Origin of the sequence: Streptomyces sp. NPDC005202 (assembly GCF_040608235.1) — a bacterium.
Classification (GTDB): domain Bacteria; phylum Actinomycetota; class Actinomycetes; order Streptomycetales; family Streptomycetaceae; genus Streptomyces.
Map to the genome: position 1 here is coordinate 20,940 of NZ_JBEXHW010000041.1, position 20,439 is coordinate 41,378.

A 20,439-nucleotide genomic window follows, 5' to 3' on the forward strand; every position below is an offset into this window, starting at 1 on the left:
GTGACCCCCACACAGACCGATGTGTCGCAGCGGCGCGACACGTCCCAGGATTCGCACCGGACCCCGGTCATCTCCGTGCGCCGGCTGTGGAAGGTGTTCGGGCCGAAGGCCGACCAGGTACCGGACTCCGAGGAGCTGTGCGGGCTCACCCGCCGCGAGCTCATGGACCGCACCGGATGTACCGCCGCAGTACGCGACGTGAACTTCGAGGTGTCGCCCGGTGAGGTCTTCGTCGTCATGGGCCTGTCCGGCTCCGGCAAGTCCACGCTGGTGCGATGTCTGACCCGGCTGATCGAACCCACCGCCGGTGAGGTCGTCTTCGAGGGCGAGGACATCCGCGAAGCGGACGCCAAGCGGCTGCGCGAACTGCGGCGCAGCAAGTTCTCCATGGTCTTCCAGCACTTCGGGCTGCTGCCCCACCGTCGCGTGGTCGACAACGTGGCGTTCGGCCTGGAGATCCGCGGCATGAGCAGGAGCGAGCGCACCAAGCGCGCCCTGGAGGTCGTCGAACTGGTCGGCCTCGCCGGATACGAGAACTCCTACCCGGACCAGCTCTCCGGCGGCATGCAGCAGCGCGTCGGCCTCGCCCGCGCCCTAGCGGGCGACCCGGACGTCCTCTTCTTCGACGAACCGTTCTCCGCACTGGACCCGCTGATCCGCCGTGACATGCAGAACGAGGTCGTCCGGCTGCACCACGAGGTCGGCAAGACCATGGTGTTCATCACCCACGACCTCTCCGAGGCCCTCAAGCTCGGCGACCGCATCCTTATCATGCGTGACGGCAAGATGGTCCAGTGCGGCACCGGCGACGAACTCGTCGGCGCCCCGGCCGACGACTACGTACGCGACTTCGTCCGGGACGTACCGCGCGGTGACGTGCTGACCCTGCGGTGGATCATGCGGCCCGTGGGGCCCGACGACGCCCTCGACGGCCCCGAGCTGGGTCCGGACGTCGTCGTGCGCGAGGCCACCCGTGCGGTGCTGGCTGCAGAGAAGCCGGTGAAGGTCGTCGAGAACGGCAAGCTGCTCGGCATCGTCGGCGACGAGGAGATCCTCGCCGTCGTCGCCGGGCAGGGGGGCGGTGCGTGATGGCCGTCGCCGCCGACGCGACCGCGCCGGTCGCGACCGTACGCAAGAAGGTCAGCCGTCCCATGGTGGTGGCGGGGATCCTGATCGTCTGGCTGGTGCTCTTCGCCGTGCTGCGCGGCAGGCAGACGCTGGCCCTCGCGGCGGCGGATCTCACCGGTCTGCACCGCTGGTTCAACGACGTCAACGACACCATCGGCGCCAACCGCAACTCCAACCCGCTCTTCCTGTACTTCTTCAATGAGATCCGCCTGGTCATCGAGAACCTGGTGACCTTCATCCAGTCACTGATCTCCCAGCCCACCGGCAGCCGTCCGGTACCGCAGATCGGCTGGCTCGGTGTCGTGGGACTCACCGGCTACGTCTCCTGGGCGGTGGCCAACTGGCGGGTCGCGCTGCTGGCCGTGGCCGGCTTCACCTTCTTCGGGCTGCAGGGCCTGTGGCAGGAGAGCATGGACACGCTGGCGCTGACCCTGTCGGCGGTCTTCGTGGCGCTGCTCATCGGTATCCCGCTCGGCGTGTGGGCCGGGCTGTCCGACCGGTTCAACCGGATTGTGACGCCCTTCCTGGACTTCATGCAGACGATGCCGACCTTCGTCTACCTCGCCCCGCTGACCCTGTTCTTCCTCATCGGACCGGCCTCCGCCACGATCATCACGTTGATCTACGCGGCGCCGCCCGCCATCCGCATCACCGCGCACGCCATCCGGTCCGTACCGGAGACCACCGTCGAGGCGGCGGACTCGCTCGGTTCGACGCGATGGCAGCAACTGCTGAAGGTGCTTCTGCCGATGTCCAAGCGCACCGTGGTCATGGGCGTCAACCAGACCATCATGGCCGCCCTGGCCATGGTGACCATCGCCGCCCTGATCGACGCACCCGGCCTCGGCAAGACCGTCGTCCAGGCCCTGCAGTCGCTCGACGTCGGCACGGCCTTCAATGCGGGACTCGCCATCGTCGTCATGGCCATCGTCCTCGACCGGGTCACCACGGCGGCGAGCGGACGTGAGGAGGCCGCCCGCCGCTCGGGCAGCCGTTTTCTCACCTGGCGGCGGCCACTGCTGATCGCGGGCGGAGTGGTCACGGCGGTGCTGGTGTACCTGTCCCACACCTACGTGTGGGCTGCCGAGTTCCCCGGCCAGGGCAGCACCGGCAGCCACATCGCGAGCGCGGCGGACACCGCGACCACCTGGCTGCAGGACCATCTGTCGGGCATCACCAACGCCTTCCGGGACGTCATCACCAACGGTCTGCTCAACCCGTTCCAGACCCTCCTCACCGACTCCCCGTGGTGGCTGGTCGGCGCGGCTCTGGTCGGGCTCGGCGCAGTGCTCGGCGGCTGGCGCGCCGGGGCGACGGCGGCCGTGTGCGTGGGACTCCTGGTCGGCACGGGAGTGTGGTCGGACAGCATGACGACGCTGGCCTCGACCGTCGTGGCGACAGCGCTGGTGATGCTGCTCGGCGTCACCTTCGGCGTGTGGATGGGACGCAACCCGCTCGTGGACCGGCTGGTGCGGCCCACCCTGGACGCCGCGCAGGTCATGCCGCCGTTCGTCTATCTCGTGCCGTTCCTCGCGCTCTTCGGAGCCACGCGCTTCACCGCGATCGTCGCGGCCGTCGTCTACGCGGCGCCCGTCGCGATCAAGATCATCGCGGACGGGGTGCGCAACGTGGCCGGGACCACCGTGGAGGCGGCCACCTCTGCCGGGTGCAACACCTGGCAGATCATCACCAAGGTTCAGCTGCCCATGGCACGCAGCGCTCTGACTCTGGCGACCAACCAGGGCCTCATCTACGTGCTGTCGATGGTTGTTGTGGGCGGCCTCGTGGGGGCCGGCGCCCTCGGCTACGACGTGGTGGCCGGTTTCTCGCAGGGAGAGCTGTACGGAAAGGGGCTGGCGGCGGGGCTCGCCATCGTACTGCTCGGAGTCATGTTCGACCGGATCACTCAGTCTGCGGCGCGACGCACCAGCGCATAAGGAGCACGACACCATGGCAAGACACTGGCGAGCCGGCGCGGCCGGCCTGGCCGCCCTCGGTCTGATCCTCACGGCCTGCTCAGGGGCGAAAGTCGGCGACAGCTCATCCGCGGGCTCGAAAAGCTCGGGCGGCAAGTGCGGCACCTTCAACCTTGCCGTCAACCCCTGGGTGGGCTACGAGGCGGACGCGGCGGTCGTCGCGTACGTCGCGCAGCACGAGCTCGGCTGTACGGTCAACAAGAAGGACCTGAAGGAAGAGATCGCCTGGCAGGGCTTCGGGACCGGCGAGGTCGACGCCATCCTGGAGAACTGGGGCCACGACGACCTGAAGAAGAAGTACATCACGGGGCAGAAGACCGCGGTCGAGGCGGGGCAGACCGGCAACAAGGGCATCATCGGCTGGTTCGTGCCGCCGTGGCTGGCCAAGGCGCACCCGGACATCACCAACTGGCAGAACCTCAACAAGTACGTCGACAACTTCAGGACCTCCGAGTCGGGCGGCAAGGGCCAGCTGCTCGACGGCGACCCGTCCTACGTCACCAACGACGCGGCACTGGTCAACAACCTCAAGCTGAACTTCAAGGTGGTGTACGCCGGAAGCGAGACCGCGGTCATCCAGGCCTTCCGGAACGCCGAGAAGAACAAGCAGTGGTTGATCGGCTACTTCTACGAGCCGCAGTGGTTCCTGTCCGAGGTGCCGCTGGTGAAGGTCTCACTGCCGAAGTACACGACGGGATGTGACGCCGTCGCCGCGAAGGTCGCCTGCGACTATCCCGTGTACGACCTGGACAAGATCGTCAGTGCGAAGTTCGCCCAGTCCGGCAGCCCCGCGTACAAGCTGGTGAAGAACTTCAACTGGACGAACGACGACCAGAACACCGTCGCCAGGTACATCGCGCAGGACAAGATGTCGGACGACGCGGCGGCGAAGAAGTGGGTCGACGCGAACCGCGACAAGGTCGAGGCCTGGCTCAAGTAGCAACACCCGAGTACCCCCGCACATCCCCACGTCAGGGCCCGGCAGGCTGCCAGCGCAGCCTGCCGGGCCCTGACGCGTTTCGCTCTGTTCACCGACGTCACCGACCCCTTGACACCCATCCTCGCGACAGGCACATTGAGTTGCGCAACTTGAATCACGTTGCGCAGACAGCAACTAGGCGGATTTGAATTCGGAGGTGCGGCGATGGCGGGACCCCGAGTGGTGATCATCGGAGCGGGTGTCGTGGGAGCGGCCCTCGCGGATGAGATCTCCGCGCGCGGCTGGACCGAAGTGACCGTGGTCGACCAGGGCCCGCTGCCCGCCACCGGGGGGTCCAGCTCGCACGCCCCGGGCCTGGTCTTCCAGACGAACTCCTCCAAGACCATGACGGAGCTGGCCCGTTACACCGTCGAGAAGTTCTGTTCCCTCGACGTCGACGGCAAGCCCTGCTTCCTGCAGGTCGGCGGCCTGGAGGTGGCGACCACCCCGGAGCGTCTCGCGGAACTGCACCGCCGCCACGGCTGGGTCACCGCCTGGGGCATCGAGGCCCGGCTGCTGAGCGCCGATGAGTGCGTCGAGCAGCACCCGCTCGTGAACCGCGACAAGGTCCTGGGTGGCCTCCTGGTACCCACGGACGGTCTCGCCAAGGCGGTCCTCGCCGTCGAGGCGCAGATCCGCCGGGCCGCCGAACGCGGCGTGCGCTTCCTCGCCCGCCACGAAGTCCTCGACATCCAGCAGAGCGAGGGCCGCGTCACCGGCGTCCTCACAGACCGGGGTGAGATCCCCGCCGACATCGTCGTGTGCTGCGCCGGAATCTGGGGCCCGAAGATCGCCCGCATGGTCGGCATGAACCTCCCGCTCACCCCGCTCGCCCACCAGCTCGCCTGGACCGGCCCGATCCCCGCCCTGGCCGGCCAGACCGAGGAGGCGGTCCGCCCGATCCTCCGCCACCAGGACGCCGACCTCTACTACCGCGACCGCTTCGACGGTCTCGGCATCGGCTACTACGGCCACCGCCCGATGCCCGTCTCCGCCGACGACATCCTCTCCGTGGACGAGGCCGAGACGATGCCGTCGGTCCTGAAGTTCACTGAGGAGGACTTCGCGGACGCCTGGACCGAAACCCAGTCCCTGCTCCCCGCGACGAAGGAAGCCAAGGTCGAAGAGGGCATCAACGGCCTGTTCTCCTTCACCACTGACGACTTCCCGCTCCTGGGCGAATCCCCGGACGTCAACGGCTTCTGGGTCGCCGAGGCCGTCTGGGTCACCCACTCCGCCGGCGTGGGACGGGCCATGGCCGAGTGGCTGGTCGACGGCTACTGCTCCTCCTTCGACCTGCACGAGTGCGACGTCAACCGCTTCGAGCCGCACCAGCTGTCCCCGGAGTACGTGCTGGCCCGCGACTGCCAGAACTTCGTCGAGGTCTACGACATCATCCACCCGCTCCAGCCTTCGGGTAAGCCGCGCCCGATCCGCACCAGCCCCTTCTACGCCCGCCAGCAGGAACTGGGCGCCTTCTTCCTGGAGGCGAACGGCTGGGAACGCCCGCAGTGGTACGAGGCCAACGCGCAGCTGGTCGAAGGCCGTTCCATCCCAACCCCCAACGACTGGGCCGCGCAGTACTGGTCGCCCATCGTCGGCGCCGAGGCCCAGGTCACGCGCGAGACGGTCGCGATGTACGACATGACGGCCCTCAAGCGGCTCGAGGTCAGCGGCCCGGGTGCCGCCGCTTTCCTGGAGCAGCTGTCCACGAGCAAGGTCGACAAGTCCGTCGGCTCCGTGACATACACGCTCCTCCTCAACCACGACGGCGGCATCCGCAGCGACATCACCGTCGCCCGGCTCGCCCGCGATCTCTTCCAGATCGGCGCCAACGGCAACCTGGACCTGGACTGGTTCACCCGCCACCTCCCCGCCGACGGATCGGTCGCCGTGCGCGACATCACCCCCGGCACCTGCTGCATCGGCCTGTGGGGCCCGCTCGCCCGCAAGGTCCTGCAGCCCCTCACCGACGAGGACTTCTCGAACGACGGCCTGAAGTACTTCCGCGCCAAGCGCGCCCACATCGGATCCGTGCCCGTCACCGCGATGCGGCTGAGCTACGTCGGTGAGCTCGGCTGGGAGCTGTACACCACCGCCGACCTGGGCCAGAAGCTGTGGGACACCCTGTGGCAGGCGGCCCAGCCGCTGGGCGGCATCGTCGCGGGCCGCGGCGCCTTCAACAGCCTGCGCCTGGAGAAGGGTTACCGCTCCTTCGGCACCGACATGACCTACGAGCACGATCCCTACGAGGCCGGCCTCGGCTTCGCCGTCAAGCTCGACAAGGACGACTTCATCGGCAAGGCCGCCCTCGAGCGCCGCAAGGCCGACGTACGACGCAGGCTGACCTGCCTCACCATCGACGACCCGCAGGCGGTCGTCATGGGCAAGGAGCCCGTGTACGACGGCGACCGTGCCGTCGGCTACGTCACCAGCGCCGCCTATGGCTACACCATCGGCAAGGGTATCGCCTATGCGTGGCTCCCCGCGGAGCTCGCCGCCCCCGGCACCACCGTGCACATCGGCTACTTCGACCAGCGCATCGAGGCGGTCGTCGCCGAGGAGCCCCTGTTCGACCCGACCATGTCCCGTCTCCGTGGCTAGCAGGCAGTGTCGGTCTCGAAGGAAGGAGCACCGCCGGTGACCGCACAACTCCTCGACGGCAAGGCGACCGCCGCCGCGATCCGCCGTGAACTTGCCGAACGCGTGGCCAAGTTGGCCGCCACCGTGGGCCGCCCGCCAGGACTCGGCACCGTCCTGGTCGGCGACGACCCCGGCAGCCACACCTACGTCGCCGGAAAGCACCGCGACTGCGCGCAGATCGGCGTCGCCTCCCTCCGCCGCGAGCTGCCCGCCAACGCCACCCAGCAGCAGGTGGAGGACGTCATCGACGAACTCAACGCCGATCCGGCCTGCACCGGTTACATCGTCCAGCTCCCGCTTCCGCGCCACCTCGACGCCAACGCCGTACTGGAACGCATGGACCCGGACAAGGACGCCGACGGCCTGCATCCCGTCAACCTCGGCCGGCTCGTCCTGGGCGTCGAGGCCCCGCTTCCGTGCACCCCGCGCGGCATCGTCGAACTGCTCCGCCGCCACGACGTGCCCCTCGCCGGAGCACGCGTGTGCGTGATCGGCCGGGGCATCACCGTCGGACGGCCCATCGGACTGCTCCTCACCCGCAGGTCCGAGAACGCCACCGTGTCCCTGTGCCACACCGGCACCAAGGGCCTGGCCTGGCACGTACGCGAGGCAGACATCGTCGTCGCGGCCGCCGGCTCGCCCGGACTGATCACCAAGGACATGCTGCGCCCCGGCGCGGCCGTCCTGGACGTCGGCATCACCCGCACCGACCACGGGCTCGTCGGCGACGTACACCCGGACGCCGCCCAGGTCGCCGGATGGCTCGCTCCCATGCCCGGAGGCGTGGGACCCATGACGCGGGCCATACTGCTCGCCAACGTCGTCGAGGCCGCCGAGAGGAACGCCAACACCGTATGAACGCGCTGAACACCCCCCTGGCGGACCTGCACCCGGAGGCCCACGCCGCCCTCCCGGCCCGTACGCAGACGCCGCCCCCCGAGTACCCGCAGTATCCGTACCCTTCAGCAGACGGAGACGTCCGATGAGCCCCCGCACACCCGGCGCCGAGCTCCCCGAGCACCCCGACTGGCTGTGGCGCACGCCCGAGCCGAAGCGGTCGTACGACGTGGTGATCGTCGGCGGTGGCGGGCACGGCCTCGCCACCGCCCACTATCTGGCGAAGAACCACGGCATCACCAACGTCGCCGTGCTGGAGAAGGGCTGGTTGGCGGGCGGCAACATGGCCCGCAACACCACCATCATTCGCTCCAACTACCTGTGGGACGAGAGTGCCGGCATCTACGAGCACGCACTCAAGCTGTGGGAGGGCCTGGCGGAGGAGCTCGACTACCCGATCCTCTTCTCCCAGCGCGGCGTGCTGAACCTGGCCCACAGCCTGCAGGACGTCCGCGACAGCGTGCGCCGCGTCGAGGCGAACCGGCTCAACGGCGTCGACGCCGAATGGCTCGACGCGCAAGCGGTCAAGGAAGTCTGCCCGATCGTCAACATCTCGCCGGACGTGCGCTACCCGGTCCTGGGCGGCACCTACCAGCCGAGGGCCGGCATCGCCAAACACGATTACGTCGCCTGGGGCCTGGCCCGCTCCGCCGACGCCGCCGGCATCGACATCATCCAGAACTGCGAGGTCACCGGCCTCGACATCGTCGGCGGCCGGGTCGTCGGCGTGCAGACCACGCTCGGCCCGATCGCGGCGGGCAAGGTGGCCCTCTGCTCGGCCGGCCACACCTCGGTCCTCGCCGCCATGGCCGGCATCGAACTGCCGCTGCAGAGCCACCCGCTGCAGGCACTCGTCTCCGAACTCCTCGAACCGGTGCACCCGACGGTCGTCATGTCCAACGCGGTCCACGTGTACGTCAGCCAGGCACACAAGGGCGAGTTGGTGATGGGCGCGGGCATCGACGCGTACAACTCCTACACGCAGCGGGGCGCGTTCCACGTCATCGAACAGCAGATGTCCGCGGCCCTGGAACTCTTCCCGGTCTTCGCCCGCGCCCATGTGCTGCGCACCTGGGGCGGCATCGTCGACGTCAGCCCCGACGCGTCGCCGATCATCGGACTCACCCCCGTCGACAACCTCTACCTCAACTGTGGCTGGGGCACGGGCGGCTTCAAGGCCACCCCGGGCGTCGGCTGGGTCTACGCCCACACCATCGCCCACGACACCCCTCACCCCCTCAACGCCCCCTTCTCGCTCGACCGTTTCACCACCGGCGCGCTCGTCGACGAGCACGGCGCGGCCGCGGTGGCCCACTAGGGAGCCGAACCATGCTGCTCATCCCCTGCCCGTGGTGCGGGCCCCGCGACGAGACCGAGTTCCACTACGGCGGCCAGGCACACGTGCCCTATCCGGAGGACCCGGCGGCCCTCACCGACGAGGAGTGGGCCCGGTATCTGTTCTTCCGCGACAACCCCAAGGGGCCCTTCGCCGAACGCTGGAGTCACGCGGCGGGCTGCCGCCGCTGGTTCAACGCGGTGCGGGACACGTCGACGAACGAGATCCTCGCGGTGTACCGGGCGGGTGAGGAGCGCCCGGCAACTGTTGAGCCCCGTCCAGTGAATTCAGCCCGCCATGGAGGTCCCCCCTGCTCGAGCGAAGCCAAGAGCTCGGGTGAGTTCGAGGAACAGCCCGAAGGGCGATCCACGCCCACCGGTCGGTACTCGACGGTGAAGCCGCAACAAGCCCCGGAGCCTGCCGCGATCGGCGTAGCCGGTCAGCCGCTCCGGCTGTCGGCAGGCGGTCGAGTTCACCGGGACGAGCCCCTCACCTTCACCTTCGACGGCACCCAATACCAGGGCTTCCGCGGCGACACCCTCGCCTCCGCCCTCCTCGCGGGCGGCGTCATCCAGGCCGGCACCAGCATCAAACTCGGCCGCCCCCGCGGCATCTTCTCGGCGGGCGTCGAGGAACCCAACGCCGTCGTCCAGATCGAGGCACCCTTCCCGGAGCCGATGCTGCCCGCGACGACCGTCGAGCTGTACGACGGCCTGGTGGCGAGCAGCCTGCCCGGTCAGGGACGCCTCGCCACCGAGCCCGACCCGGCCCGCTACGACGCCATACACGCGCACTGCGACCTGCTCGTGGTCGGCGCGGGACCGGCGGGACTCGCCGCGGCGGCAGCGGCCGCGCGCAGCGGAGCACGCGTCATCCTCGCCGACGACCAGCCGGAACCGGGCGGCAGCCTCCTGGGCACGGGTGAACACCTCGACTGGGTGGAGGAGGTCGCCGGGCGACTCGAAGCCGACCCCGAGGTGCGTGTGCTGCGCCGCACCACCGTCTTCGGGTACTACGACGACAATCACCTCCTCGCCGTCGAGCGCCGTACCAACCACCTCGGCGCCGACGCCCCCGCAAACGTCTCCCGCGAACGTGTCTGGCGCATCCGGGCGCGTCGCGTCGTCCTTGCCACCGGCGCCCACGAGCGCTCGCTGGCCTTCGCGGACAACGACCGCCCCGGAGTGATGCTGGCCGCCTCGGCCCGCACCTACGTCAACCGCTACGGTGTCCTGCCCGGCCGCCACGCGGTCGTCTTCACCACCAACGACAGCGCCTACGCGGCAGCGCTGGATCTCACCGCGGCGGGCGTGGACATCGCGGCGATCGTCGACACCCGCCCCGAACCGGGGGAGTGGGCGGAGCGCGCCAGGGCGGCCGGCGTCGAGGTGCTGACCGGGCATGCCGTCACCGGCACGGAAGGCAACGCGCGCCTCACCGCTGTCACCGTCGCCCCGTACGGGGAGTCCACAGGGCGGCGAGAGTACGCCGCCGACCTGCTGCTGGTCTCCGGCGGCTGGAACCCGGTGGCGCACCTGTTCAGCCAGGCGGGCGGCAAGCTGCGCTACGACGAGGCGCTCGGCTCCTTCGTTCCCGACACCTGCCGTCAGGCGGTCGAGGTCGTGGGCAGTGCGAACGGCATCCTCGACCTGGCCGCGGTCCTGGCACAGGGCGCGGCCGCCGGTGCCCGCGCCATCGAGGCCGAGGGCTACACCCCCGCGGCGCCCCGCCTCCCGGAGGTGGCCGCACAGCCGCAGCAGACGCCACCCATGCACGTGTACGTCGTCCCCGGTGCCTCGGACGCCCCCCGTTTCGTCGACCTCCAACGGGACGTCACCGTGGACGACCTGGCCCGGGCGACCGGTGCCGGTATGCGCTCGGTCGAGCACACCAAGCGCTACACCACGGCCGGTACCGCCAACGACCAGGGCAAGACCTCCGGGGTCCTGGCCAGTGGCGTCGTCGCCGAACTGCTCGGGGTGGACATCTCGGCGCTCGGCACGACCACGTTCCGGCCGCCCTACACGCCGGTCTCCTTCGCCACGCTCGCCGGCCGCGACCGCGGTGCGCTGCACGACCCGGTGCGGGTGACCGCCCTGCACGAGTGGCATGTCGCGCACGGCGCCCTGTTCGAGAACGTCGGCCAGTGGAAGCGGCCCTGGTACTACCCGCAGGACGGCGAGGACATGGAAGCCGCCGTGCTGCGCGAGTGCCGGGCGGCCCGCGAGGGCGTGGCCTTCATGGACGCCTCCACCCTCGGCAAGATCGACGTACAGGGCCCGGACGCCGCCGTCTTCCTCGACCGGCTCTACACCAACATGATGAGCACCCTGAAGGTCGGCATGATCCGCTACGGCGTCATGTGCCGCCTGGACGGCATGGTCTTCGACGACGGTACCGTCATCCGCGTCGCTCAGGACCGTTTTCTGGTCACCACGACGACGGGCAACGCGGCGGCGGTCCTGGACTGGATGGAGGAGTGGCTGCAGACCGAGTGGCCCGGACTGCGCGTCCACTGCACCTCTGTCACCGAGCAGTGGGCCACCGTAGCCCTGGTCGGCCCGCGTTCGCGCCAGGTCCTCGGCGCGCTCGCGCCCCAACTGGCCCTGGACAACAACGACTTCCCGTTCATGGCATGGCGGGAGACGACGGTCGCGGGCATAGAGGCCAGGGTGTGCCGGATCAGCTTCTCCGGCGAACTGGCCTACGAGATCAACGTGTCGCCGTGGGAGGCCCTCGCCCTTTGGGAGGCGCTGTACGAGGCCGGCGCCCCGTACGGCATCACGCCGTACGGCACGGAGACCATGCACGTCCTGCGGGCGGAGAAGGGCTACCCCATCATCGGCCAGGACACCGACGGCACCGTCACTCCACAGGACCTCGGAATGAGCTGGGCGGTGTCGAAGAAGAAACGCGACTTCATCGGCAAGCGCTCCCACGCGCGCGCCGACACCGTCCGCGCCGACCGCAAGCACCTGGTGGGCCTGCTCCCCGAGGACCCGGGGACCTTGCTCCCCGAGGGCACCCACCTGGTCGCCGACAGCGTGCTGCCGGCGCCGCCCGTTCCGATGCTCGGCCACGTCACCTCCAGCTACCGCAGTGCCGCCCTCGGCCGGACCTTCGCGCTCGCCCTGATCAAGGGGGGCCGGGACCGTATCGGCGAGCGGCTCTACGCCCCCGTGGGCGACCGGCTGGTTCCGGTGACCGTCGCAAGCCCCGTCCTCTACGACCCCGAGGGAGCCCGCCGCGATGGCTGACACCGCCCTTTCCGCCCCGCTCCGCAGCCCCCTGTCGCACGCCGCCGACCGCCTGGCCGCCGCAACACGCACGTCCAGGGGTGCCATCCGGCTGGCGGAACTCCCCTTCCTGACCCAGATCAACGTGCGCCTCGACGCCAAGGGAGCAGCTGCGGACGCCGTCGGGCTCGCGCTGGACCTGCCACTGCCCCTCGAACCGAACACCGCCGTACGCGCTGGGGAGTTGACGGCGTTGTGGCTGGGCCCGGACGAATGGCTGCTGGTGGGCCCGCCCGGCGGTCAGCGGGACCTGGAGAGCCGGATCCGGGAGGCCGTGGGGGACGAGCCCGTCTCCGTCACCGACGTCTCCGCCCAGCGCACCACACTCCTCGTAGCGGGCCCCCACGCCCGCGACCTTCTGGCCCACGGCTGCCCGCTGGACCTGCATCCTCGCGCCTTCGGCGCCGGACGCTGCGCCCAGACGACACTGGGCCGCACGCAGATAGTTCTGGTCGCCCGGGACGAGCCAAGGGCCGGATTCTGGGTGCTGGTCCGTGCGTCCTTCGCCGGCTATCTGGTGGACTGGCTGCTGGACGCGGCGACGGAGTACATCTGAACGACCTGGACGAGGGTCGGCGTTGTCCATGCTGTGGGAGCCGCTCAAGGGGCTCCCACAGCCTCTGTGCGCTCGCTCATGACCGGGTGAGTCGCCTGCTCATGAGCGAGCCCATGGCCGCGCGTCCGGACGGTCACGCATCGAACAGCGGGCGTGGACACGGTCGTTGGCGCATCGCCGCTGTGTGGACGTCCACGGTCGCGGCGGCCGCCGTGCCCCAGCCGAAGGACCCGGCGTGCCGGGCGGCCGCCTCACCCATCCGGGCCGAGAGCGCCGGATGGGTGAGGCGGCCGGGCGCCCGGGCAGGGCGCTTCTGATGGCTCTTGGTCGGCCGCCGGATCGCCCGCCGGCCCGACGCGAAGCACCTCGTGAGGCGCTGATCACCTCACCGGAAGCGCCCGTTCCATTCGAGAGACAGCTTCAAGAGCCGTCAGAAGCGCCCTGGTCGGCCGGAGCGTGCCCTGGCACGAGCACGCCGCTCCCCTCGTTCCGCACGGCCGCCGGCAGGCCGCCCACCTCGGCCGCGATCACCATGTGGTGTTGCTCCCGGTTGCCTCGGTGCTGACGGCTGGATGCGGCCGGCGCGTTGGCCGCCACGCTCAGCATTCGATGATGTTGACGGCGAGGCCGCCCCGGGCGGTCTCTTTGTACTTGACCGACATGTCGGCACCGGTGTCCTTCATGGTCTTGATGACCTTGTCGAGGGAGACCTTGTGCGAGCCGTCGCCGCGCATCGCCATCCGTGCGGCCGTGACCGCCTTCACCGCGGCCATGCCGTTGCGCTCGATGCACGGGATCTGGACCAGGCCGCCGACCGGGTCGCACGTCAGGCCCAGGTTGTGCTCCATGCCGATCTCGGCCGCGTTCTCCACCTGCTCGGGGGTGCCGCCCAGCACCTCCGCCAGAGCGCCCGCCGCCATCGAGCAGGCCGAGCCGACCTCGCCCTGGCAGCCGACCTCCGCGCCGGAGATGGAGGCGTTCTCCTTGAAGAGCATGCCGATCGCGCCCGCGGCGAGCAGGAAGCGGACCACCCCGTCCTCGTCGGCGCCCGGGACGAAGTTGGTGTAGTAGTGCAGGACGGCGGGGATGATGCCGGCCGCGCCGTTCGTGGGGGCGGTGACCACTCGGCCGCCGGCCGCGTTCTCCTCGTTCACCGCCATCGCGTAGAGGGTGATCCACTCCATTGCGTGCGCCAAGGGGTCACCCTGCGCCCTGAGTTGACGTGCCGTCACCGCGGCCCTGCGGCGTACGCGCAGACCGCCGGGCAGGATGCCCTCGCGGGACATGCCGCGCGACACGCACGCCTGCATCACCCGCCAGATGTCGAGCAGGCCCGTGCGGATCTCCTCCTCGCTGCGCCAGGCCCGCTCGTTCTCCAGCATGAGCGAGGAGATCGACAGGCCCGTCTCCTTGGTCAGGCGCAGCAGCTCGTCGCCCGTGCGGAAGGGGTACTTCAGGACCGTGTCGTCCAGCTTGATCCGGTCCGCGCCGACCGCGTCCTCGTCGACGACGAACCCGCCGCCCACCGAGTAGTAAGTCCTGGACAGGAGCTCGGCTCCGGAGGCGTCGTACGCCCGGATCGTCATGCCGTTCGCGTGGTACGGGAGCGCCTTGCGGCGGTGCAGGACCAGGTCGTGGTCGAAGTCGAAGGCGATCTCCTGAGCATTGCCGATCTCGACGCCCAACAGCCGCAGCCTTCTTGTCGACTTGATCCGCTCGACACGGTGCTCGGCCTGGACGATGTCGACCGTGTGCGGCTCATTGCCCTCCAGGCCGAGCAGCACCGCCTTCGGGGTGCCGTGGCCGTGGCCGGTCGCGCCCAGGGAGCCGTACAGCTCGGCGCGGACCGTGGCGGTCCGGGCGAGTACGCCGTTCTCCTTCAGGTGGACGGCGAACATGCGTGCCGCGCGCATCGGGCCGACCGTGTGGGAGCTGGACGGGCCGATGCCGATCGAGAACAGGTCGAAGACCGAGATGGCCACGGGAACTCCTCAATAGGGGGCGGTGCAAGGGGTGGGAAACCGCGCTCACCTCCCAGTGCGCGCGGTGCCCCCGTACAGCGCGACTACTTGTTCAGGCCGGGGTACAGCGGGTGCTTGTCGGCCAGGACGGTCACCCGGGCCTTCAGGGCCTCCGCGTCGTACGACGGCTTGAGCGCCTGAGCGATGACGTCCGCGACCTCGGCGAAGTCCTCAGCGGTGAAGCCGCGGGTGGCGAGGGCCGGCGTGCCGATGCGCAGACCGGAGGTGACCATCGGCGGGCGCGGGTCGTTCGGGACGGCGTTGCGGTTGACCGTGATGCCGGCCTCGTGGAGGCGGTCCTCGGCCTGCTGCCCGTCCAGCTCGGACTCGCGCAGGTCGACCAGGATCAGGTGCACGTCCGTACCGCCGGACAGCACGTTGACCCCGGCCGCACGGGCGTCGGCGGCCGTCAGCCGTTCGGCGAGGATCTTCGCGCCCTCGACGGTACGGCGCTGCCGCTCCTTGAACTCCTCCGACGCGGCGACCTTGAAGGAGACCGCCTTGGCCGCGATCACGTGCTCCAGGGGACCGCCCTGGAAGCCCGGGAAGACGGATGAGTTCAACTTCTTCGCGAAGTCCTTCTTGGCGAGGATGATGCCGCCGCGGGGGCCGCCCAGCGTCTTGTGGGTGGTGGAGGTGACGACATCGGCGTACTCCACCGGGTTCGGGTGCAGGCCCGCGGCGACCAGGCCCGCGAAGTGCGCCATGTCCACCCACAGGTATGCCTCGACCTCGTCGGCGATCCGGCGGAACTCGGCGAAGTCCAGCTGCCGCGGGTACGCCGACCAGCCCGCGATGATCACCTTCGGGCGGTGTTCCTTGGCCAGCCGCTCGACCTCGGCCATGTCGACCAGGCCGGTCTCCGCGTCCACGTGGTAGGCGACCACGTTGAACTGCTTGCCGGAGAAGTTGATCTTCATGCCGTGGGTCAGGTGACCGCCGTGCGCCAGGTCCAGGCCCAGGATGGTGTCGCCGGGCTGGGCGAGGGCGAACAGGGCCGCCTGGTTGGCCGAGGCACCCGAGTGGGGCTGCACGTTGGCGTACTCGGCGCCGAACAGCTCCTTGAGCCGGTCGATCGCGATCTGCTCGACCACGTCGACGTGCTCGCAGCCGCCGTAGTAGCGGCGGCGCGGGTAGCCCTCGGCGTACTTGTTGGTGAGGACCGAGCCCTGGGCCTCCATGACCGCGAGCGGGGCGAAGTTCTCGGAGGCGATCATCTCGAGGGTGGACTGCTGGCGGCGCAGCTCGGCGTCGACCGCCTCGGCGACCTCCGGGTCGAGCTCGTGCAGGGGCGTGTTCAGAACAGTCATCTGCGGCTTCCTAGGGTTGGGGCGCAGGAGGCGCCGTACGCCTCGGCGGGGGAGTTGTCGGGCGGCGGGTCTTCGATCCGGCGCACCGTGATCATGGGACCCTCCAGCTTGCGGGTGCCCAACGGAGGGAGGGGGCGTCGGCTGGGAGGGAACTCCTGGCGATACGACGGGGGAGAGACGTAACCCGATGGGGCACCCTGCTTGTGTCTCGTATAGCGCAACATACATCTAGATGTGCAACATGCTTCGCCTTTGGCTCCGAGGTTGTCAAGGGAAGTGCCGCAGCGGGGTGCCCGCGCATCGTGCGTCCTCGCCGGGTCTCGATCGGCGCGACGCGGAGAAACGGGGCCCTCAGTGGAAGACCACGGTGTGGTGGCCGTTGAGCAGGATGCGGCTCTCGCTGTGCCACTGCACGGCCCGCGCCAGTACCCGGGCCTCGACGTCCCGGCCCATGGTGACCAGCTCGTCGGGGTCGTGGGAGTGGTCCACGCGGACGACGTCCTGTTCGATGATGGGTCCCTCGTCCAGGTCGGGAGTGACGTAGTGGGCCGTGGCTCCGACCAGCTTGACCCCTCGTTGGTGGGCCTGGAGGTAGGGGCGGGCTCCTTTGAAGCTGGGGAGGAAGGAGTGGTGGATGTTGATGGCCCGGCCCTCGAGCCGTTTGCACAGGTCGTCCGAGAGGATCTGCATATAGCGGGCGAGGACCACGAGGTCGATCTCGAACCGCTCCACCAGCTCCAGCAGTTCGGCTTCCGCCTCCGCCTTGGAATGCGGTGTGACGGGGATGTGGTGGAAGGGGATGCCGTGGCTCCGTGCGAGCGGCTCGAAGTCCCGGTGGTTGGACACGATCGCCGGGACTTCGATGTTGAGAGCGCCGGTGCTCTTGCGGAACAGCAGGTCGTTCAGGCAGTGGCCGTACTTGGAGACCATGATCAGAGTACGCGTGGGGGCGGCCGCATCGTACAGCCGCCAGCTGATCCGGTACTCCTCGGCCACCGGGGCGAAGTCGGCGCGCAGCCGCTCCAGTGACGTCTGCGGGTCGGAGATGTCGAAGTGCACGCGCATGAAGAAACGGCCCTGCCGGCGGTCGTCGAACTGCTGGCTTTCCAGGATGTTCCCGGAGTGGTCGACGAGGAAGCCGCTGACGGCGTGGACCAGGCCGGCCTGGTCGGGGCAGGAGAGGGTGAGGACGAACTCGCGGCCGGGGCGGGGGCGAGGTGGCACGGCATCCTCCAGTGGTGCGTAATGAGCAACAAGGCGGGCGATACGCAACATCGTCCAAGGGAGAGGGGGCTCGGTCAAGGGTGCGGTCTTGACAGGAGGCGGCAAGGCGGGCTTCTTTTGTCATGTTGCGTTATGAGGAATTCTCAGCGTAATGAGCAACGACCGTCGAGGCTGTGCCCCCGCCGCCCGGGCAGCGACGCTTGATGCGGCGTGGTCCGTGGAGCCCGGCGGCGGACCGGCTTCCACTGATTCCGAGACACCGTGGAGCGCCATCGATGACCCGCAAAGCACCTGCTGAGGATCCCGGCGACGCCCGACTGCGGGTGGGCCCGCCGAAGGACTACGCCGCCGGAATTCCGGCGGTCACCTCCTCGCTGCGCCACGCGGGTACCCAGATGGGTGCGCGTCGTAGCCTGCTCACTCTGCTCCGGGTCAACCAGAAGGACGGCTTCGACTGTCCGGGCTGCGCCTGGCCCGAACCGGAACACCGGCATCGTGCGGAGTTCTGCGAGAACGGGGCCAAGGCTGTGGCGGAGGAGGCCACCCTGCGCCGGGTGACCCCGGAGTTCTTCGCCGAGCACAGTCTGGAGGAACTCGCCGGCCGCAGCGACTACTGGCTCGGACAGCAGGGGCGCCTCACCCAACCCATGTACCGCCCGGCGGGCAGTGCGCACTACCGCGCGATTTCGTGGGAGGACGCGTTCACGGTCATCGCCCGGGAGCTCGCCGCCCTCGACCACCCCGACCAGGCCGCCTTCTACACCTCCGGCCGGGCGAGCAACGAGGCCGCCTTCGTCTATCAGCTGTTCGCCCGGATGCTGGGCACCAACAACCTGCCGGACTGCTCCAACATGTGCCATGAGTCCAGCGGTTCGGCCCTGGTCGAGACGATCGGCATCGGCAAGGGCAGCGTCAGCCTGGAGGACCTCTACGAGGCGGACCTGATCCTTGTCGTCGGCCAGAACCCCGGCACCAACCACCCGCGGATGCTTTCCGCTCTAGAGCGGGCCAAGCGGCGCGGCGCCCGCGTCATCGCGGTCAACCCGCTCCCCGAGGCCGGCCTGCTCCGGTTCAAGAACCCCCAGCGGCCGTCCGGCATCGTCGGCGGCGGCACCCAGCTGGCCGACCTCTTCCTGCAGATCAGGCTGGGCGGCGATCAGGCGCTGTTCCAGGCCTTCAACCGCCTGCTGCTGGAAGCGGAGGACGAGGCACCCGGCACTGTCCTCGACGCCTCCTTCATCACCTCGCACACGCACGGCTTCGAGGAGTTCACCGAGCACACCCGCAAGACCTCCTGGCAGGACGTCCTGGAGGCCACCGGGCTGGCCGAGGAGGAGATCAGGGCCGCGTTCCGAGAGATACTCGCCGCAGAGAAGATCGTCGTCTGCTGGGCGATGGGCCTCACCCAGCACCGCCATTCCGTCCCCACCATCCGGGAGATCGTCAACTTCCTCCTCCTGCGCGGCAACATCGGCCGTCCCGGCGCCGGGCTGTGCCCGGTGCGTGGCCACTCCAACGTGCAGGGCGACAGGACGATGGGCATCCACGAGAAGCCGAGCGAGGACTTCCTCGACGCACTCGGCGCCGAATTCGGCTTCGAACCGCCACGTCACCACGGTCACGACACCGTCGAGACCATCCGCGCCATGCGCGACGGCCGAGTGAAGGTCTTCGTGGGGCTGGGCGGCAACTTCGTCGCCGCTGCCCCCGACACCGAGTTGACGGAGCGGGCACTGCGCGGCTGCCGACTCACCGTGCAGATCTCCACCAAGCTCAACCGGTCGCACGTGGTCACCGGAGAACAAGCGCTCATCCTGCCCTGCCTGGGTCGCACCGAGGCCGATCTGAGGCCTTCGGGGCCCCAACTGGTGACGGTGGAGGACTCCATGGGCATGGTGCACCTCTCGCGAGGACGGCTCGCCCCCGCCTCCGATCACCTCCTCAGTGAGGTGGCGATCATCTGCAGGATGGCCCGGGCCGCCCTCGGGCCCGGCGACCCCCACGTGCCCTGGGAGGACTTCGAGGCCGACTACGACCGCATCCGCGACCGCATCGCACGTGTGATCCCCGGCTTCGAGGAATTCAACGACCGAGTGCGGCAACCGGGCGGCTTTGCTCTGCCCCATCCGCCCCGCGACGAGCGCCGCTTCACCACCGCCACCGGTCGGGCCAACTTCACCGTGAACCCACTGGAGATCCTGCGCGTACCGGAAGGCAGGCTGCTGCTGCAGACGCTGCGTTCGCACGACCAGTACAACACGACCATCTACGGACTGGACGACCGCTATCGCGGCATACACCAGGGACGCCGGGTGCTGTTCGTGAACCGAGACGACCTCGGCGCCCGCGGTCTGGCCGACGGCGACCTCGTCGACATCGTCAGCGAGTACGAGGACGGGGTGGAGCGGAGGGCACCGGGCTTCCGCACTGTCGCCTTCCCGACGCCGCGCGGCTGCTGCACGGCGTACTTCCCGGAGACCAACGTCCTGGTCCCCTTGGACTCCACGGCGGCCATCAGCAACACCCCCACGTCCAAGTCCATCGTGGTCCGGCTGGAACCGGCTGCCGGGGGGACCACGAGCCAGTGAGCCCGCCGCGCTCCGAGCCGGGACGTGCGCGTTTCAATCCCTGCCCAGGTGGCCGAGCCGCGGCCGAGATCTCCTCGGCCGCGGCTCGTACCAGGGCGGAAACCTCCACCGGCCGCTGCTCGGTCAACCGGGAGGACGGCCCCCGACGCGCTCAGTGCGGCCATCACCTGGCCCGCAAGAGGTGAACACCGGCGCGGCCACCGCGTTCAGACCTCGTTCGAGCTCCTGGCCTGCGGGCCCACCCGGGTGACCGTGACGGTCAGCGTCGCTGCCCTGGCAGTTGGGAGCAGCACATACAACGAGATCCGCCTGAAGACCGCCAGTCCGCACGCGACCCTGAAGGTGCAGGCCGCCCACGAGCATCAAGTGGCCCGTCACGGTGGGGAAGTGACCACCGGCCAGCGGTGACGGGTGGGGCGCGGTCGGCCGGACACCCGAAAACCGCCCGTTACGAAATCACCGATAGAGACATGCGGACAGATACA

At 69.4% G+C, this 20,439-nt stretch carries 12 protein-coding genes; 9 read left to right on the forward strand and 3 right to left on the reverse strand.

What is annotated here, in order from left to right; genetic code table 11:
- The 8 genes from ABZV31_RS33985 to ABZV31_RS34020 all read left to right on the forward strand — a co-directional run bounded on the left by ABZV31_RS33985 (nt 1) and on the right by ABZV31_RS34020 (nt 12,811).
- A complete protein-coding gene (locus tag ABZV31_RS33985; RefSeq protein ID WP_355900707.1) occupies nt 1-1,089 on the forward strand; it encodes a glycine betaine/L-proline ABC transporter ATP-binding protein in 1,089 nt (362 codons plus the stop codon).
- On the forward strand, nt 1,089-3,065 hold the full coding sequence (locus tag ABZV31_RS33990) for an ABC transporter permease subunit (protein WP_355900708.1): 1,977 nt from the start codon (nt 1,089-1,091) through the stop codon (nt 3,063-3,065). Before ABZV31_RS33985 ends, ABZV31_RS33990 begins: the two co-directional genes overlap by 1 nt.
- Nucleotides 3,066-3,078: 13 nt before the next feature.
- Nucleotides 3,079-4,044 (forward strand): ABC transporter substrate-binding protein, encoded by a 966-nt coding sequence (locus tag ABZV31_RS33995; protein ID WP_355900709.1) that lies wholly within the window; start codon nt 3,079-3,081, stop codon nt 4,042-4,044.
- Nucleotides 4,045-4,248: 204 nt separating this feature from the next.
- Nucleotides 4,249-6,687, forward strand: coding sequence for an FAD-dependent oxidoreductase (locus ABZV31_RS34000; protein ID WP_355900710.1), 2,439 nt, complete (start codon nt 4,249-4,251; stop codon nt 6,685-6,687).
- 36 nt (nt 6,688-6,723) lie between these two features.
- Nucleotides 6,724-7,584 carry a bifunctional methylenetetrahydrofolate dehydrogenase/methenyltetrahydrofolate cyclohydrolase gene (locus ABZV31_RS34005; RefSeq protein WP_355900711.1) on the forward strand — a complete coding sequence of 287 codons (861 nt, stop codon included), beginning with the start codon at nt 6,724-6,726 and terminating at the stop codon, nt 7,582-7,584.
- Between the two features lie 124 nt (nt 7,585-7,708).
- Complete coding sequence (locus ABZV31_RS34010; protein WP_355900712.1) at nt 7,709-8,941, forward strand: sarcosine oxidase subunit beta family protein; 1,233 nt, start codon at nt 7,709-7,711, stop codon at nt 8,939-8,941.
- A gap of 11 nt (nt 8,942-8,952) precedes the next feature.
- Nucleotides 8,953-12,216, forward strand: a complete 3,264-nt coding sequence (locus ABZV31_RS34015; RefSeq protein WP_355900713.1) for a sarcosine oxidase subunit alpha family protein — start codon at nt 8,953-8,955, stop codon at nt 12,214-12,216.
- Nucleotides 12,209-12,811: a sarcosine oxidase subunit gamma family protein gene (locus ABZV31_RS34020; RefSeq protein WP_355900714.1), complete on the forward strand. Its 603-nt coding sequence runs from the start codon at nt 12,209-12,211 to the stop codon at nt 12,809-12,811. Before ABZV31_RS34015 ends, ABZV31_RS34020 begins: the two co-directional genes overlap by 8 nt.
- A 599-nt stretch (nt 12,812-13,410) precedes the next feature.
- Here ABZV31_RS34020 and ABZV31_RS34025 read toward each other — a convergent pair.
- The 3 genes from ABZV31_RS34025 to purU form a co-directional block, all read right to left on the reverse strand.
- The gene (locus ABZV31_RS34025) at nt 13,411-14,793 is read right to left on the reverse strand and encodes an L-serine ammonia-lyase (protein ID WP_355900715.1); all 1,383 of its coding nucleotides are present in this window, start codon (nt 14,791-14,793) and stop codon (nt 13,411-13,413) included.
- Between the two features lie 83 nt (nt 14,794-14,876).
- Complete coding sequence (gene glyA, locus ABZV31_RS34030) at nt 14,877-16,142, reverse strand: serine hydroxymethyltransferase (protein ID WP_355900716.1); 1,266 nt, start codon at nt 16,140-16,142, stop codon at nt 14,877-14,879.
- A gap of 351 nt (nt 16,143-16,493) precedes the next feature.
- Complete coding sequence (gene purU, locus ABZV31_RS34035) at nt 16,494-17,366, reverse strand: formyltetrahydrofolate deformylase (protein WP_355900717.1); 873 nt, start codon at nt 17,364-17,366, stop codon at nt 16,494-16,496.
- 275 nt (nt 17,367-17,641) lie between these two features.
- On the opposite strand from purU, the gene ABZV31_RS34040 reads away from it, so the two are divergent.
- The gene (locus ABZV31_RS34040) at nt 17,642-19,954 is read left to right on the forward strand and encodes an FdhF/YdeP family oxidoreductase (protein ID WP_355900718.1); all 2,313 of its coding nucleotides are present in this window, start codon (nt 17,642-17,644) and stop codon (nt 19,952-19,954) included.
- Nucleotides 19,955-20,439 lie beyond the last annotated feature (485 nt).